Raw genomic sequence first — 16337 nt, 5'->3', positions numbered from 1 at the left:
GCGGCGCGCCGCCCTTTCCGGGTCATGGCCCTCTACCCAGGAGGCGTCTCCCATGCCGCGCCCGAACCCATAGGCGGCCAGGGCCTGCTACGCAGGCCCCAGTTTCAGAGGTTGTTCACGAAGCAGCACCTTCAAGGAGGTGTGTGATGAGCAAACTTTCCGATAGCGCCCTGGATGATCTGAAAGCCTCGGCCCGAGGCCAGGTCCTCTGCCCGGGCGACCCCGGCTACGACGACGCCCGCAAGATCTGGAACGCGATGGTAGACCGCCGGCCGGCGGTGATCTTCCGATGCGCGGGCGCGGCCGACGTGCGCCGCGCCGTGGATTTCGCGCGCAACAACGGCCTGGTCCTGTCCGTGCGCGGCGCGGGCCACAACATCGCTGGCACCGCGGTCTGCGAGGACGGCATGATGATCGACCTGTCGCCCATGAAGTCGGTGCGCGTCGATCCCTTGCGCGCCCGTGCCTATGTGGAGCCCGGCGCGACGCTGGCCGATTTCGACCACGAAGCCCAGGCCTATGGCCTGGCCACGCCGCTGGGCGTGAATTCCACCACCGGCGTGGCCGGGTTGACGCTGGGCGGCGGCTTCGGCTGGCTGACCCGCAGGTTCGGCATGACCATCGACAACCTGCTCTCGGCCGACGTCATCACCGCGGACGGCAAGCTGCTGCACGCCAGCGAGCAGGACAACCCGGACCTGTTCTGGGCGATCCGGGGCGGCGGCGGCAATTTCGGCGTGGTCACGATGTTCGAATTCCAGCTGCATCCGGTCGGCCCCGAGGTGTATGGCGGCCTGGTGGTGCTGCCGCTGGAACAGGGCAAGCAAGCGCTGTCGAAGTACCGCGATGCGCTGGCGACGTTGCCCCAGGAACTGACGGTCTGGGCCGTGCTGCGCCTGGCGCCGCCGCTGCCCTTCCTGCCTCAAGATGTGCACGGCAAGCCCATGGTCGCCTTCGCCATGTGCTATACGGGCGATCCGGCACTAGGTCCGGCCGCGGTCGAAGTGGTGCGCGGCTTCGGCACGCCTTATGGCGAGCATCTGGGCCCCATGCCCTACAGCGCCTGGCAAAAGGCCTTCGACCCGCTGCTTACGCCCGGCGCCCGCAACTACTGGAAGTCGCACAATCTGGGGGGCCTGGAAGACGGGCTGATCGACGCCATCGTCGCCGCGGTGGAAAACCTGCCGTCGCCGCAATGCGAGATCTTCCTGGGCTACATCGGCGGCGTGGCCGCGCAGGTGCCGGTGTCCGCCATGGCCTATCCGCACCGTGCGGCGCAATTCGCCATGAACGTGCACGGACGCTGGGACTTTCCGGAAGAAGACGAGCGCTGCATCGCCTGGGCCCGGACGCTGTTCCGCACCACCGAGCCTTATGCGCAAGGAGGCGTGTACGTGAACTTCCTGACGCAGGACGAACCGGAGCGGCTGGGCGCGGCCTACGGCCCGAACTTCGACCGACTGGTCCAGGCCAAGACCCGCTACGACCCGCACAACCTGTTCCGGCACAACCAGAACATCAGGCCGGCGGGGGCCTGACATGATCGGCGCGCCCGTTTGCCCTGGCTGCTATCCTGATGCCCCGGCATCCGCCGGGGCACGGGACGCCAGGGTGGAATTCCTGGCGTGCGTGGCAACGACATCCGAGGTTTGCTTCCCTGCATGGCTTCCCGCTTTTCCCTACGCCGCATTTTTGCCGTCGGCTTCTCTCTATGGGCGTCGTGGTGCTCCGCCCAGACCGTGGCCCTGACCTTTGACGACGGACTCGATCCCGATAAGCAGCCCCAGGCCGCGCTATGGAATTCCCAACTGCTGGAGGCCTTGCAGAAGCACGGGATCCAGTCCGCGCTGTTTCCCGCGTTGCGCAGCATAGGTGGCGCCGACGGGCTCGCGCTGGTGGCGCAATGGTCGAGGGCGGGACATTGGGTTGGCAACCATACGGCCAGCCACCGCAGCCTGGCCGACCCCAAGGTGTCGCTGGAAGCGTTCATAGCCGACGTAAAAAGCGCCGATGCCGCCCTGCGGAGCCTGCCTACCTTCGTGCCGATGCTGCGGTTCCCGTACCTGAAAGAAGGCGATACGCAAGCCAAGCGGGACGGCATGCGGGACTGGATGGCGCAGAACCGCTACAGGAACGGGCTGGTATCCATAGATGCCAGCGACTGGTACTACAGCCGCGTCTATGCCGATCACATGAAGGCGGGCGACACCGCCCGGGCCCAACGCGTGAAACAGCGGTACGTCCGCCATTTGCTGGACCGGGCGGCCTATTACGACGGGCTGGCCCGCGAGGTGCTGGGCCGCAGCCCCAAGCATGTCATGCTGCTGCACACCAACCAGCTCAATGCGGCAGCCCTGCCGGACGTGATTGCGGCGCTGAACGCCCAGGGCTGGACGATCGCCCCGGCGAGCGCCGCATTTGAAGATCCGCTGTACGCCCAGGCGCCCGACACGCTGCCCGCCGGCGAAAGCATCGTCTGGGCGCTGGCCAAGGCCGGCAAGCTTGCGGACCTGCGATATCCGGCGGAAGGCTCCGAGTATGAGGAGCCGCTGTTGCGGGAGGCCGGGCTGTTGCCCTGAACCTCAGGCGCGAGCTATTTTTTCGCGCCTGCCGATTTCCCCGCCGCATTCAGGCGCACCGCGGCGCGGATCAGCGCAGCCAGGGCCGTTTCGTCCAGGGTTTCACCCTGGCGGATATCGATGGCGCGCCGCGTGTTGCCGTCCAGGCTGGCGTTGAACAGCCCGGTGGCGTCCTCCAGCGCCGCACCCTTGGCGAAGGTCAGTTTCACGGCGCCTTTATAGGTTTCGCCAGTGCAGATGATGCCGTCGCGCGACCACACCGGCACCCGCCACTTCCATTCCTCTACCACGCCGGGATCGGCCTGCCTGATGATGGCCCTGACGCGCGCTAGCGTCTGGCCGCGCCAATCGTCCAGTTCGCGGATCCTGGCGTCTATCAGGCTGGAGGGTGTCTCTTGCGTTGCCTCTTTTGTTGCGCGGCTGGTCTTGGTGTTCATGCCATGTCCCGGGAACGATCGCAGACGGATGCGTCAGGAAGAATACCTGCATAGCTGCCGGAAAATTTGTTAACTTGGTTAGCAAACCAAATATCTAGCACCGTAACGGGGTCACGGAAGAGGAGGATCAAGCGCAATGGCCAATCTGGTTTTGCTGCTGCTGGGCGTGGACTATCTGCGCAAGCGCGCCCGCGGGCTGTATATCATCGGCGGCCTGCTCTGCATTACAGGCGTCACGCTGTTCATCGACGCGCTCGACAACGCCGTCTATTTCCCGCTGAATTTCTTCGCGGCGCTGCTGGTCATCGAAGGCCTGGCCACGCTGATGATCGCCAAGTCCGGCGTGGGCGGGCAGCGGGTGCTGCGCTATGCCAAGGGCGCCATCGTGCTGACGGCCGGCAGCCTGGTCCTGATCGGCCACCATCACGGGCATTTCGCGCTATCCATGCTGTTCGGCCTCATGTTCCTGGTGGACGGCCTGATCCAGTGCACCGCCGCCTACGTGGTGCGCTACGAGCGCTGGCGCTATGTCTTCGCCTCGGGCGTGGCGGAAATCCTGCTGGCCATTTTCTTTTTCCAGCCCTACCCGACCCATTACGTCGGCACGGTGCCATACTGCCTGGGCCTGTTCCTGGCGTTTACAGGGCTGCGGCTGCTGTCGCTGGCGCGCCGCGTCCGCCACCTGGACTCCAACCCGGCGCTGGACGTCAATCCGCATCCGGACTTCATGCCGACGCGCGCCGACGCGCCCGCACAGACGGTGTTCGACGGTCCCCCGCTGGAATCGGAGCGCGCGCTCACCGTCCACGTCTGGACGCCGTCGGGCTCGGCCAAGACCGAGACGCGCAACTACCCCGTGGTCAATCGCTACATCGCCGCCGTCGATATCAACGGCGTGGTGTCGACCGGCCACGCCGCGCTGGAATCGCCGGAAGGCGTGTACATCAGCCTGTATCCGGCCCGGGAGATCGACCACTCTCCGGAACAGTTTGGCACTCTGCTGCGCGCCACCGCCGAGAACAACGTGCCAGGCGTGTACCAGCCCGACTACGCCACCGAATCCAAGGCCTGGACGCCGTCCACGATGCGAGTGCGCATCCGCAACTACGACGCGGCCAAGCTGCAGGCCTTCTGGAACGAGTACCGCAAGACCGAGATCTACAACCTGACGCACCGCAACTGCTCCAGTTCGGTGTCCAGCGCGCTGGAAGCGGCGCTGGACGGCGTGGTGGGACGCCTGCATGGCCCGAAGGCAGGATGGCGCGTGCTGCTGCGCCTCTTGCTGACGCCTGAACTGTGGGTGGCCGCGCAGATCCGCAAGCGCGCGCTGACCATGGCCTGGACCCCGGGCCTCACCCTGGACTATGCGCGCGCGCTCAGCATGCTGGCCGACCCGCGCCCGTTCGGCTGGTGGAAGATGTCGCAGGACGCGCTGCGCCAGATCGCCCGCATGCGCGCGGGCTGGCGCAAGCAGGACCGCAAGGCGCAGGCCCGCAACGCGGAGCAGGCCGAATCCTCGCAAGGGGCGCAATGACGGCCCCGCAACGCGCATGAAGACGCCATGATTGCGCAGATCGTAGGCGGAGTGGCCATCGTGGCCGGCGCGGCCTGGGGCGCGGCGGCGCTCTGGTTCCAGTCTCCGTTCCCCGGCCGCGCGCGCGCCGTCCTGCCGGCGGCATGGCTCGCGCTCGCGGCCGCCGCGCTGGTCGGACTGTCTATCGGAGAGTCCTGGCCTGCCTGGCTGTTCGGCGTTCTGCTGCTGGCGCTGTTGGCCTGGTGGCGGCTGGGGGTGCGTCCGTCCAACGACCGTCAGTGGATGCCGGAAGTGGAGCGCCAGACGCAAGGCACCATCGAGGGCGACATCGTCACCTTGCGCAACGTGCGCAATTTCGACTGGCGCACGCGCACGGACTACGACGTGCGTTGGGAGACCCGCCGCTACGATCTGTCGCGCCTCGCCTCGGTGGACCTGGCGCTGTCCTATTGGGGCCGGCCCGCCATCGCCCACGCCCTGGTGTCGTTCGGCTTCAGCGACGGCCAATACGTGGTGTTCTCGGTGGAGATCCGCCGCAAGCTGCACGACGAGTTCTCGGAAATCGGCGGCTTCTTCCGCCAGTACGAGCTGTCCGTGCTGGCCTCGACCGAGGAAGACAGCCTGCGCGTGCGCACCAATGTGCGCGGCGAGGAAGGCTATCTGTACCGCGTGCACATGCCAGAGGGCGCGGCCCGCAAGCTGTTCCTGTCCTATGTGGACACCGCCACCCGGTTGGCGGACAAGCCGCGCTTCTACAACACGCTGACGGGCAACTGCACCACCATCGTGTACCGGTTGGCCGACCAGATCGTGCCGGGGCTGCCGCTCGATTACCGCGTGCTGTTCTCCGGTTATCTGCCCGAGTACCTGTACCGCCTGGACGCCCTCGCAGGCGCGGACAGTCCGCAGGCCTACCGGCAGGCGGGCCATTACACGCAGCGCGCCCGCGCCACCGTGGATGCGGCCGAATTCTCGCGCAACATCCGGCGCGGCGTGCCGGGCGTGGCGCAGGCGCCCGCCCCCGATCAGGATGCCGGCGCAGGCGTGCGCAGCCGCGCTACGTAAGCCCCCAGGGTCTCCGCGTGGCGCTCTTCCGAGCGCAGCCCGACATGGCCGTCCGCCCTGACGGCCAGCACCAGGATATGCCGCACGCCCAGCCTGCCGGCCATCGAGAGATCCAGATAACCGTCCACGCCGCCGATATCGCCGTTCGCCGTCAAGGCGACCACGGCCTCGATGATGGCGCCGTCGGATAGCGGTTCGATTGCGGCGCGGACCTGGGCGAGCGCGTCCGCGGACGTCCGCGGACCGCCCAGGATGAAGACCGTATGGCCCTTGCGGTGGGTGCGTTCGTGCAGCATCCCCGCGCCGCCCGCCGCAAGGCGGATCGGGATCTGGTCCGGCAGCCGCTGGCCGGGCGAAACCGGATCGTGCCGGTCTCCCATGACGATGGGCGAATCGCGGTAGTCGATGTCCAGCTCCGCCTCGGCCACCGCCTCGTGATGCTGCGAGGCGCCGTCCTCGAAGGCTTTGCGGATGGCGGCATTGCGCTCGCGCAGCACGTCGGGGTCCGTGGCCAATTGGGCGCTCTCGGCCTCGTCGCCCGATGCCAGCACGCGCTGCGCGGCCGGCCGGCGCTCCGCCTGGTAGCTGTCGAGCAGCCAATCCGAGCACTGCCCGCCGCAGACCAGCGCAAGCTTCCAGGCCAGGTTGACGGCGTCGTGCAGGCCGCTATTCATGCCATGGCCCTGGGCCGGGCTGCAGGTATGCGCGGCGTCCCCGGCCAGCAGGATGCGGCCGGCCCGGAATTGCCGCGCGACTTTGGTGTAGCAACGGAAGCGCGCCGGGTGGGCCACGTCTTCGAAATTGGCCTGGGGCAGATAGCGCCGCAACGTGGACAAGGCATCGGCCACCAGATCGGAATCTTCGGCGCTGGGCCGCAGGTACACGCGCCAGCGCTGGCCTGGCAGCGCCGTCAGGATCACCGGGGTCCGGTCCAGGTAGGCGTAGTTGGCCTCGAAAATCTCGGGCCAGCCGCTGATTGCGGCATCGAACACCGCCCAAGGCTGGCTGATGTCGTGGCCGTCCTGTTCGATGCCGGCCAGTTCGCGCACCGTGCTGTGGTGGCCGTCGCAGCCTATCACCCACTCGGCCAGCACTTCGATATCGCCGTCCGGCCGTTCGATCCTGGCCAGCATGCCGTCCGGCCGTTCCTGCAGGTCCACCAGCTTGCTGGCCCGCTGCACGCTGCCGCCGTGGCTGGCCAGATAATCGGCGAGGATGGACTCGGTGACCTCTTCCGAAATCCCGATGTTGTAGGGGTAGCGGCTGCCGCAAAGGTCCAGGTCGATCTCGCCCAGCACCTTGCCGTCGGCATGGATGCGCGCGCCGCGCTGCTTCACACCCGCGGCCAGCAGCGGCTCGACGATGCCCAGCGAGTCGAAGATCTCCAGCGAGCGGGGATGGACCACGGTTGCGCGGTCCCATTCCAGCGGCCGCTCGTGCGCATCGATCAACAGGCATTGGACGCCGCGCCGTTGCAGCTCGGCGGCGGTGAGCAGGCCCGCCGGACCGGCGCCCACCACCAGGACTGTCGTTGCAATCACCATGATGTCGCCTTGGAGAATGTCGAGGCGGCGTGGATTGCGCCTCGGCAGGAATCCAAAAAAATAAGGCCGCGCATGGCCAACCGTCAAAGATATTGAGGCTTACGCCGCTGGCATGGCGTCTGCGGCGCGCCTCAACCGTTTGGACCGATCCGTTACGGCTCAGGGGTGGGCAGCCAGCTGCGCGGCCTCGCCCAGCAGCGCGTCCAGCAGGCGGCGCGCCGGCACGGTCAGCGGCGCATCGGCGCGGTGCGTCACATAGATGACGGTCTTGGGCAAGGGATCGGCGATGGCCAGCCGGACCAGGCCCAACGTCGGCCCGTAGCGGTCCAGGAACCCCTGGGGCATGATGCCGATCAGGTCCAGCTGCGGCATCAACGCCAGCAGCGTGGAAAAAGACTCGCATTCGAGCTGCAGGTGCAACGCGCGCGCCTGCGTTTCGTCGGCATACAGCGCCCTGGGATCGCCCGGCCCCTGCGCCGGCCCCGTCAGCACCCAGGCCGCCTCGGCCAGCTCGCTCAGATGCCGCGCGCCTGCCAGCGGATGCGATGCCCGCGCGACGATGACCGACTGGCTTTCGAACAGCGGCTGCACGGCCAGGTCGCCGCCGCCGCCCGTCTCGGGCAGCGGCCCCAGCGCCATGTCCAGTTCGCCGGAACGGATGCGCTCCAGCGCCTGCGGATACAGCGTGTCGCGCACGCGCAGCCGCACCTGCGGCCAGCGCGCGCCATAGCGCGCCACCGCGCCCGGCGCCAGCAGGATCGCGGCCGCGGGCGATACGCCCAAGGTCACCTGGGCTTCGGCGCCGCGCAGGTGCCAGGCCAGGTCTTCGCGAGCCTTTTCGATTTCGCGCATGACGACCGCGGCGCGTGCCGCGAGGATCTCGCCTGCCTGCGCCAGCCGCACGCCCTTGGGCGTGCGCACCACGAGCTCGGCGCCGACCTCTTCTTCCAGCTGGCGCAGCGACTTGGTCAACGCCGGCTGCGACACGTTCAGCACCTGCGCGGCGGCGCGCATGCTGCCGGTCCGGGCCAGGGTGAGCAACAGGTTCAGATGCTGGAGTCGCAAACCGCCTCTCCGGCCGATTACCTGGGGTAATCGACATCAAAACAATTCAAGGGATGCGCGCGCAGGCCGTCGATAGAATTCCTGCATGCCCATCGGAGACAGGAGCCTAGCATGACCCGAGGCGTGAAGAACATTCTCTTCATCATGTGCGACCAGCTGCGCTACGACCATCTTTCCTGTTTTGGCCATCCCAGGCTGAAGACCCCGAATCTGGACGCGCTGGCCGCGCGCGGCGTGATCTTCGACCGGGCGTTCGTGCAGTCGCCCGTTTGCGGCCCGTCGCGCATGAGCTACTACACCGGGCGCTACGTGCATGCGCACGGGGCCAGCTGGAACTTCGTGCCGCTGAAGGCCGGCGAGATGACCATAGGCGACCATCTGCGGCCCTTGGGCGTGCGCTCGGTGCTGGTGGGCAAGACCCACATGCGCGCCGACACGGCCGGCATGTCGCGGCTGGGCATAGACCCTGCCTCCGTCATTGGCCGCCGCATTGCCGAATGCGGCTTCGACGCCTACGAGCGCGACGACGGCATCCATCCCTATTCGGGCCACGATCCGGACCCGCGCTACAACGACTATCTGCGCGCACAGGGTTATGGCGGCGACAACCCCTGGGAAAGCTGGGCCAATTCCGCGGTCGACACGGACGGCAGGGTGCGCTCGGGCTGGTTCCTGAAGTATTCCAACCTGCCCGCGCGCGTGCCCGACGAGCATTCGGAAACGCCCTACATCACGCGCCGCGCGATGGACTTCATCACCGAGGCGGGCGAGCAGCCCTGGTGCCTGCACCTGTCCTACATCAAGCCGCACTGGCCGTATCTGGCGCCGGCGCCCTACGCCGGCATGTACAGCGCGCAGGACGCGCTGCCGGTGGTGCGATCGGAGGCCGAACGCGCCGACCCGCATCCGGTGTATGCGGCGATGATGCAGCATCGCGTGTCGGCGACCTTCTCCGAGCCTGGCGTGCGCGAGGCGGTCATGCCCGGCTACATGGGGCTGATCAAGCAGATCGACGACCAGCTCGGCGCGCTGTTCCGCTTCATGGAGGCGCGCGGCCTGTTCGACAACACCATGATCGTGTTCACGTCCGATCACGGCGACTATCTGGGCGACCACTGGATGGGGGAAAAGGACCTGTTCCATGAACCCGTCATCCGCGCGCCGCTGATTGTCTATGACCCGGATCCGCGCGCCGACGCCGCCCGCGGCACGCGCTGTGCCGCCATGGTCGAGGCGATAGACCTGGCGCCCACCTTCCTTGAGGCCTGCGGCGGCGTGCCGGTGCCGCACATCATGGACGGCCGTTCGCTGCGGCCCCTGCTGTTCGGCCAGACGCCGCCGGATTGGCGCGACCACGTCATCTGCGAGTACGACTACGCCTTCCAGGATTCGCGCATCGCGTTGGGCACGCCCGCGCGCCAGGCCTGGCTGCGCATGGTGCGCGATGAACGCTGGAAGTACGTGCTGGCCGAAGGCTACCGGCCAATGCTGTACGACCTGCAGGAAGACCCGAACGAATTCGTCGACCTGGGCGCCTCGCCCGCGCACGAGGCGGTGCGCAAGCGCATGGAGGACCTGCTGTTCCGCTGGGCCCGCCAGCCGCGCCAGCGCGCCACGGTGGCCGACGGCACCATCGAGTCGATTGAAGTCCAGCCGCGCATTTCCGAAGGCGGCATCCTGATCGGCTACTGGGACGAAGCCGACCTGGCCCGCGCCAGGCAGACGTTCAAGCCCCGTTTCGCATCATCCAACCCGCTCGTGAAGCCGACGCTGGATCGGCTGTCGCAATCCTGAGGAGTGCAGCATGATTCTCGAAACCCCCGACATCACCCGCGCCCAGGCCGGCCTGGACGGCGTCTCCTGGAACATCCTGGGCCAGGTGTACGTGCCCAAGCAGGTCAGCCTGGACAGCATTTCCTGGCACGCCACGTTTCCGGAAGAGAGCTTCGTGCCGCCGCACGTGCATCCCAATCAGGACGAGTACATCTTCGTGCTGGACGGCCGCATCGACCTGCTGCTCGATGGCAAGAAGACCTCGGCCGGCCCCGGCGACCTGGTGCGCATGCCCCGTGGCGTGCCGCATGCCTTCTTCAACAATTCCGGCGTCGCCGCCACCGCGCTGTTCTGGGCCGCGCCCGCGGGCAAGCTGCTGGAGCTCTACCGGCGCATCCACAACATGTCGAGTCCGGCGGAGGTCGTTGCGGTGGCGCCGGAGTATGACGTGATCTTCATGCCGCCTGTCTCGTCCGCGGCCTGAACCATGCGCCGCCGCACGCTACTGAAGGGCCTGTCCGGCGCCCTGGCCTGTACCCTGCCCTGGGCCGCCCGCGCCGCGTACCCGGACAAGCCCGTACGCATCATCGTGCCGCTGCCCGCGGCCAGCCCGCCCGACGTGCTGGCGCGCGTGATCGGCGAAAGGCTGCAGCGCCTGTGGGGCCAGCCGGTGGTGGTCGAGAACCGGCCCGGCGCGACCGGCATGATAGGGCTGGACGCGGTCGCGCGCAGCGCGCCCGACGGCTATACCGTGGGCATCATGTTCCTGACGCATACCGTGCTGCCGGCGCTGTTCGGCAAGGTGTCGTACCGCACGGATGGCGACTTCGCGCCGATCGCGAATCTGGTCTGGCTGTACAACGCCCTGCTGGTGGCGCCGGGCAGCGAATACGCCGACGTCCGCGGCCTGGTCGAACAGGCGAAGCGCCAGCCCGGCAAGCTCAGCTACGGTTCCGGCGGCAATGGCTCGCCTGCCCATCTGCTGGGCGCGGCCTTCTGCCAGGCGGCCGGCATAGACATGCTGCACGTGCCGTTCAAGGGGCCGGCGGAAGCGGCGCAGGCGCTGATGGGCGGCTACGTGCAGACCATGTTCGCCACCGCATCCGTCGCGGTGCCGCTGGCGCAGTCCGGCAAGCTGCGCGCCCTCGCCGTCACGCGCGATGGCGGCATGGCCGCCCTGCCCGGCGTGCCCACGCTGGCCGAGGCCGGGGTGCCTGCATTCAATCTGAAGGAATGGGAGGGAATCGTCGCGCCCGCGGGCACGCCGCCTGACCTGATCGCCAAATGGAGCGGCGCCATGCAGACCATCCTGGCCGACGCCGAGGTGCGCGAAAAGCTTGCCGGCCTGGGCATGGAAGCCGCCCAGGCCAACACCCCGGCCGAGTTCGCCGGGCTGATACGCGGCGAGCTGCAGCGCTGGTCGGCGTTCGTGTCGGAACAGAAGCTGCGCAACGGATGACGGCCGGGCGGACTAGCCCGGCCGCCCGCCTGGCCGCCTACTTCGCCACGCCCCCCACCCTGCCCAGGAACTCCAGCACCGCCAGATAGGAGCCTTCGTTGCCCGCCGCGTTGGCGCTGGGCGTGCCGCCCGCGTCCAGCAGCAGGCCGGACATGGCGTGCGGCTTGCTGATCAGGGTCGCGGGCAGGCAGGGATAGTGCACGTGATGGCCCGCGCCCATGCAGACGTGGTGGAACGTGGGCAAGCCATGTTCCTGGCGCCGCCGCATGACGATTTCCGAGTAGGCGGTGCTGGGCCAGAAGCCGTCGTCCGACGCGCTGACCAGCAGCACCGGGCCGGGATAGTTCTCGACCGGAATGCGGGCGCGCTCGAACGCCGCGCTGTCGCGCGTGGCGCTGAGGAAGGCGTGCGTCTGGCGGTACGGCGGCTGGGACGCGTAGGCGGCGTCCCAGTTGGCGCTGGTGTTGTCCTGCCACAGATGCGGCAGCGGTTCGCCGCCCTTGGTCCAGACCTGCGCGTCGCGGCCGGTGCCGGGCGCGCCGGCGCTGACCACGCCATGCATGACCGGCGACGGCACGTAGGCGACCACCGCGCTGACCAAGTCCGGGTAATGCGAAGCCACCAGCAGCGAGGTCTCGCCCCCGCGGCTGATGCCGGACAAGGCCACGAAGCCGTCGCGCGGCGTAAGCTCCGCGCGGGCCCAGCGCAACACATGCTCGAAGTACTCCAGCGGCATGTCGTTCAGGTACTTGGGGCGGCCCTCGTAGTTGAAGATGGCCAGCGCCAGGCACTGGTAGCCACGGGACGCGAACAGCGCCGCGCGCGGCGCGTTGACGCCGCCGGACGAGCCGTTCATGTAGATCACCAGCGGGTGCGGGCCGGGGCCGGCGGGCGTATAGAGTTCACCCGACAGCGTCATGCCGCCAACCTGCTCGCGCACGCTGCGGTGCGTGACGCCTTCGGCCTGGAATTCCTGCACCAGGGTCGCCGCGGCGGACTGGCGGCCGTCGCTGGCTTCGATGCGGATGACGAGCGGCTCGGTCCGGTCCGGCGGGAACACCACGCTGGCCACGTCCTCGCAAGCCATGGACCAGACGATGCCCATGGCCGCGGGCTCGGCATAGCTGCCGGACACGGGGCAATCGCGGGCCAGGTCCAGGCTGCCGTCGTGGCCGGCCACGAATACGGCTTGCGAGCGCCATGGCGCGCCGCACATCGTCATGCTGGCCGTGACGGTGATGAAGGCATAGGCCGGAAAGCCGCTCACGCGGATCTCGCGCGCCACGTCGATCAGGGCGCGTTCCGGGCTGACGGTGATGCTGGGTTGTTCTGCCACGGTGGCTCCTTAGCTCTTCAGGTCGGTCTTGGGCACGCCGTTGGCCTTGATGACCTGGGCCCACATGGCGGACTCGTCGGCGATGACCTTGTCCAGGTCGGCCGACGAAGTGAACTCCACGGTCACGCCCTGGTCCGCGAACTGCTGCACCAGGCTGGGATCGCGCGTGCCTTCGCGCACGGCGTTCTCCAGCGCCGCGACCACCGGCGCCGGCATGGCGGCCGGGCCCGAGATCATCATGCGGGTATAGAGTTCGAAGCCGTCCAGGCCAGCCTCCTTCATGGTCGGGACGTCCGGCAGGCTGGAGAGGCGCTTGTCGGAGGTCACCGCCAGCACCTGCAACTTGCCCGACTTGATGTTGGGCAGCGCCGAGGTCGGGAAGTCGAAAGTGCTCTGCACCGTGCCTGCCATCAGGTCCAGCAGCGCGGGACCGCTGCCCTTGTAGGGCACGTCCTGGAACTGGGTGCCGGTCTTGGACTGGAAGTGCAGCAGCGCCAGGTGGTTGATCACGCCGCGGCCGGCGTGCGCGCAAGTGATGTCGCCCGGCTTCTTCTTGGCCAGCGCGATGAATTCCTGCACGTTCTTCACCCCCAGCTCGGGATGCACGATCAGCAGCATCGGCGACTTGCCCATGGAGCCCAGCTGCTTGAAGTCCGATGGCTGGTAAGGCAGGTTGTTGTAGAGCAAGGGGTTCAGGATCATGCCATTGGTGCCGGCAAAGCCCAGCGTGTAGCCATCGGGCTCGGCGCGCGCCACCGCCACCGTGGCGATGATGGCCTGGCCGCCGGGACGGTTTTCCACCACCACGCTCTGCTTCAAGGTCTTGCCCATGCGCTCGGCCAGGGCGCGCGCCGCGATATCGGTCAGCCCGCCAGGGGCAAAGCCCACCAGCAGGCGCACGGGGCGGGTCGGAAAAGTGTTCTGGGCCCAGGCGGGGCGCGAGATCAGAGGCAGCGCGGCGAGCGCGCCCAGGGCATGGCGGCGGGTAAATCGCATACAACTCTCCAGGCAAGGACAACGCCCCCGCGCCCGGGAGAGGCCGCGGGGCAAAGCAATCGAAGGGAAAGGACGCACGGGCCGCTCACCTTACGGCGAGCTGTCACGGCGTCAGTATGTTGTATGCAATACCGCGGACGGGCTATCTAGGGATATCCCGAGGCTTACCAGGAGACGGTGAACGCTTTATTCCGAGCAGCGGTATTTGGTATGCGATCCGATGGCGTCAGGCCTTGGTCATCAGCTTCTTCCAGCCTTCCAGCCCCAGCCGCTTCATCGTATCGATGTTCTTCTCGTAGATTTCGGCGGCATCCGGGAAGGACTCCACCGCGCGGTCGATGCTGTCTTCGCGCAACAGGTGCAGGATCGGGTACGGCGACCGGTTGGTGTAGTTCTCGATGTCGTCCGGCTGCGTGTCGGCGAACTGGAACTGCGGATGGAAGGTCGCCACCTGCAGCTCGCCCACCAGGCGCATGCGCTTGAGCAGACGGTCGGACAGGTCTTCGAAGTCATTGAAGTCCATGAAGTCGTCCAGCGCGTCGGGGATGATCAGCAGCGTGGTGTCGATCTTTTCCGGATCGGTCTCGGCCAGCAGCGCCAGTTCGTCCTGCAGGTCGGTGAGTACGCCTTCGGCGTCGGTGGCGTCGCTGACGGCAAAGCGGATCTGGTCCTTGACCTGCACCGCCTTGGCGAAGGGACAGAGGTTCAGGCCGATCACGGCCTGGTTCAGCCAGTGCTTGGTCTCAGCGACCACGTTGGCATAGGCGTCGGAAGTGGAAATCATGGGTGTCCGTCCTGGAAAAAAGAAAAGCGCGGGCGTTGCGGCCCGCGCTTTGAAGAGCGTCGCCGCCGCTTACGCGGCCGGCATGGCGGCCATGGTCTGGGCCACGGCTGCGGTCAGTTTCTTGCCGTAGGGCACGTGCAGGAATTCATTGGGGCCGTGGGCGTTGGACTTGGGGCCCAACACGCCGCAGACCATGAACTGGGCCTTGGGGAAGCCCTTCTGCAGGATGCTCATCAGCGGAATGGTGCCGCCCTGGCCGATATAGCCGCAGGACGCGCCGTAGTACTGCTGCGAGGCCGCGTCCAGCGCCTGGGTCAGCCAGGGCGCGGAGGCCGGGGCGTTCCAGCCGGTGGCGGCGCCTTCGTTGGCCTTGAAGATCACCTTGGCGTTATAGGGCGCGTCGGCTTCCAGCAGCGCCTTGATTTCTTGCGAGGCAGCCACGGCGTCGATCAGCGGCGGCAGGCGCAGCGACAGCTTGAAGGCCGTGCGCGGACGCAGCACGTTGCCGGCGCTGGACAGCGGCGGCAGGCCTTCGGCGCCGGTCACCGACAGCGTCGGACGCCAGGTGCGGTTCAGCAGCGCCTGTTCGGGTTCGGTCGTCATGGGCAGCACGAAGCCGCCGTCGGCGCCGCAGCTCCAGGGGAAACGGCGCCAGACTTCGTCGCCCAGGATGCGCGCGGTGGCGTGCACTTGTTCCACGCGTTCGGCGGGGATCTCGCAATGCAGGCTCTGCGGCAGCAGGCGGCCGGTGCCGCTGTCTTCCAGGCGGTCCAGCAGATGGCGCAGGATGCGGAACGAGGACGGCACCACGCCGCTGGAGTCGCCCGAGTGCACGCCTTCGTCCAGCACCTGCACTTCCAGCGTGCCCGACACCATGCCGCGCAGCGAAGTCGTCATCCAGAGCTGGTCGTAGTTGCCGGCGCCCGAGTCCAGGCACACCACCAGGGCCACGTTGCCCAGGCGGTCGCGCAGCGCGTCCACGTAGGGCAGCAGGTCGTAGCTGCCGGATTCCTCACAGGTTTCGACGATGCCCACGCAGCGCGGGCGCGGAATGCCCTGCTTGTCCAGCGCCATGATGGCGGTCAGCGAGGCGTACACGGCATAGCCGTCATCGGCGCCGCCGCGGCCGTAGAGCTTGCCGTCTTCGAGCTTGGGGGTCCAGGGGCCGAGGCCGGCGCGCCAGCCCGAGAATTCGGGCTGCTTGTCCAGGTGGCCGTACAGCAGCACGGTGTCGCCGTTGTCGCTGCGGGTGGCGGGCGCGTCAAAGAAGATGACGGGCGTGCGGCCCGGCAGGCGCACCACTTCCAGCTTCAGGCCCGAGACCTTCTGTGCCTCGACCCACTGCGCGGCGTCGCGCACCACGCGCTCGATGAAAGCGTTCTTTTCCCAGTCCGCGTCGAAAGCCGGACTCTTGGCCGGGATGGCGATGTAGTCGGTCAGCGCCGGGATGATCTCGTTGTCCCATTTTTCGTCGACGAAAGCCTGCAAGGCCTTCGGGTCCAGAGTGGGAGGAAGAGCGTCTTCGGGGATGCGTGCGTTCATGGCGCGGGATCCTGTGTGCGGGAGGGGGTAGGCAATCCGCTATTTTATGCCTGTGCGGCGCGGCTGGCATCTTTTGTCCCTGATTGTCATAGGCGCCGGGAAATGGTGCCGCCACACGGACCGCACATCCGGCCCATGGACAAAGCCCCCAGTCGCACACGCGCTGGGGGCTTTGTTCCCGTTCACGGCCAGCCATCCGGGCCGGCCGCCATGTGCTGGCGCG

Annotated in this window: 14 protein-coding genes; 7 read left to right on the top strand and 7 right to left on the bottom strand. The window is 67.7% G+C overall.

The features are described from left to right. The first annotated feature begins 146 nt into the window (after positions 1–146). Together IAG39_RS13490 and IAG39_RS13485 are read left to right on the top strand one after the other, a co-directional pair. The gene (locus tag IAG39_RS13490) at positions 147–1538 is read left to right on the top strand and encodes an FAD-binding oxidoreductase (protein WP_118932114.1); all 1392 of its coding nucleotides are present in this window, start codon (positions 147–149) and stop codon (positions 1536–1538) included. Positions 1539–1661: 123 nt separating this feature from the next. Beyond that, positions 1662–2579 carry a polysaccharide deacetylase family protein gene (locus IAG39_RS13485; protein WP_118932113.1) on the top strand — a complete coding sequence of 306 codons (918 nt, stop codon included), beginning with the start codon at positions 1662–1664 and terminating at the stop codon, positions 2577–2579. A 14-nt stretch (positions 2580–2593) separates the two neighbouring features. Here the strand turns inward: IAG39_RS13485 and IAG39_RS13480 are convergent, their stop codons facing one another. Next, complete coding sequence (locus IAG39_RS13480) at positions 2594–3016, bottom strand: DUF1801 domain-containing protein (protein WP_118932112.1); 423 nt, start codon at positions 3014–3016, stop codon at positions 2594–2596. Between the two features lie 136 nt (positions 3017–3152). On the opposite strand from IAG39_RS13480, the gene IAG39_RS13475 reads away from it, so the two are divergent. Beyond that, positions 3153–4550: an HdeD family acid-resistance protein gene (locus IAG39_RS13475; protein ID WP_059373356.1), complete on the top strand. Its 1398-nt coding sequence runs from the start codon at positions 3153–3155 to the stop codon at positions 4548–4550. Between the two features lie 27 nt (positions 4551–4577). Next, positions 4578–5615, top strand: coding sequence for a DUF4105 domain-containing protein (locus tag IAG39_RS13470; RefSeq protein WP_118932111.1), 1038 nt, complete (start codon positions 4578–4580; stop codon positions 5613–5615). On the opposite strand, the gene IAG39_RS13465 is transcribed toward IAG39_RS13470, so the two are convergent. Together IAG39_RS13465 and IAG39_RS13460 are read right to left on the bottom strand one after the other, a co-directional pair. Further along, entirely contained in the window at positions 5576–7159 is a 1584-nt protein-coding gene (locus IAG39_RS13465) for an FAD-dependent monooxygenase (RefSeq protein WP_118932110.1), read from the bottom strand. The genes IAG39_RS13470 and IAG39_RS13465 overlap by 40 nt on opposite strands. Positions 7160–7318: 159 nt before the next feature. Next, on the bottom strand, positions 7319–8224 hold the full coding sequence (locus IAG39_RS13460) for a LysR substrate-binding domain-containing protein (RefSeq protein WP_118932109.1): 906 nt from the start codon (positions 8222–8224) through the stop codon (positions 7319–7321). 111 nt (positions 8225–8335) lie between these two features. Here IAG39_RS13460 and IAG39_RS13455 point away from each other — a divergent pair, with 111 nt between their 5' ends. Genes IAG39_RS13455 through IAG39_RS13445 form a run of 3 tightly spaced genes read left to right on the top strand, consistent with a single transcriptional unit; the run spans position 8336 to position 11456 of the window. Beyond that, positions 8336–10018 carry an alkaline phosphatase family protein gene (locus IAG39_RS13455; RefSeq protein WP_118932108.1) on the top strand — a complete coding sequence of 561 codons (1683 nt, stop codon included), beginning with the start codon at positions 8336–8338 and terminating at the stop codon, positions 10016–10018. 10 nt (positions 10019–10028) lie between these two features. After that, positions 10029–10481, top strand: coding sequence for a cupin domain-containing protein (locus IAG39_RS13450; protein ID WP_054456254.1), 453 nt, complete (start codon positions 10029–10031; stop codon positions 10479–10481). A gap of 3 nt (positions 10482–10484) precedes the next feature. Then, on the top strand, positions 10485–11456 hold the full coding sequence (locus IAG39_RS13445; RefSeq protein WP_118932107.1) for a Bug family tripartite tricarboxylate transporter substrate binding protein: 972 nt from the start codon (positions 10485–10487) through the stop codon (positions 11454–11456). 37 nt (positions 11457–11493) lie between these two features. Here the strand turns inward: IAG39_RS13445 and IAG39_RS13440 are convergent, their stop codons facing one another. From IAG39_RS13440 to IAG39_RS13425, 4 genes are all read right to left on the bottom strand, one after another. After that, a complete protein-coding gene (locus IAG39_RS13440) occupies positions 11494–12792 on the bottom strand; it encodes an alpha/beta fold hydrolase (protein ID WP_118932106.1) in 1299 nt (432 codons plus the stop codon). 9 nt (positions 12793–12801) lie between these two features. Continuing rightward, entirely contained in the window at positions 12802–13788 is a 987-nt protein-coding gene (locus IAG39_RS13435; protein ID WP_118932105.1) for a Bug family tripartite tricarboxylate transporter substrate binding protein, read from the bottom strand. Positions 13789–14014: 226 nt separating this feature from the next. Then, positions 14015–14572, bottom strand: coding sequence for a DUF1415 domain-containing protein (locus IAG39_RS13430; protein ID WP_059373378.1), 558 nt, complete (start codon positions 14570–14572; stop codon positions 14015–14017). Between the two features lie 69 nt (positions 14573–14641). After that, complete coding sequence (locus tag IAG39_RS13425; RefSeq protein ID WP_118932104.1) at positions 14642–16114, bottom strand: M20 family metallopeptidase; 1473 nt, start codon at positions 16112–16114, stop codon at positions 14642–14644. Positions 16115–16337 lie beyond the last annotated feature (223 nt).

Source organism: Achromobacter xylosoxidans, from assembly GCF_014490035.1.
Classification (GTDB): domain Bacteria; phylum Pseudomonadota; class Gammaproteobacteria; order Burkholderiales; family Burkholderiaceae_B; genus Achromobacter; species Achromobacter bronchisepticus_A.
This window is presented reverse-complemented; position numbering and strand designations above follow the sequence as displayed.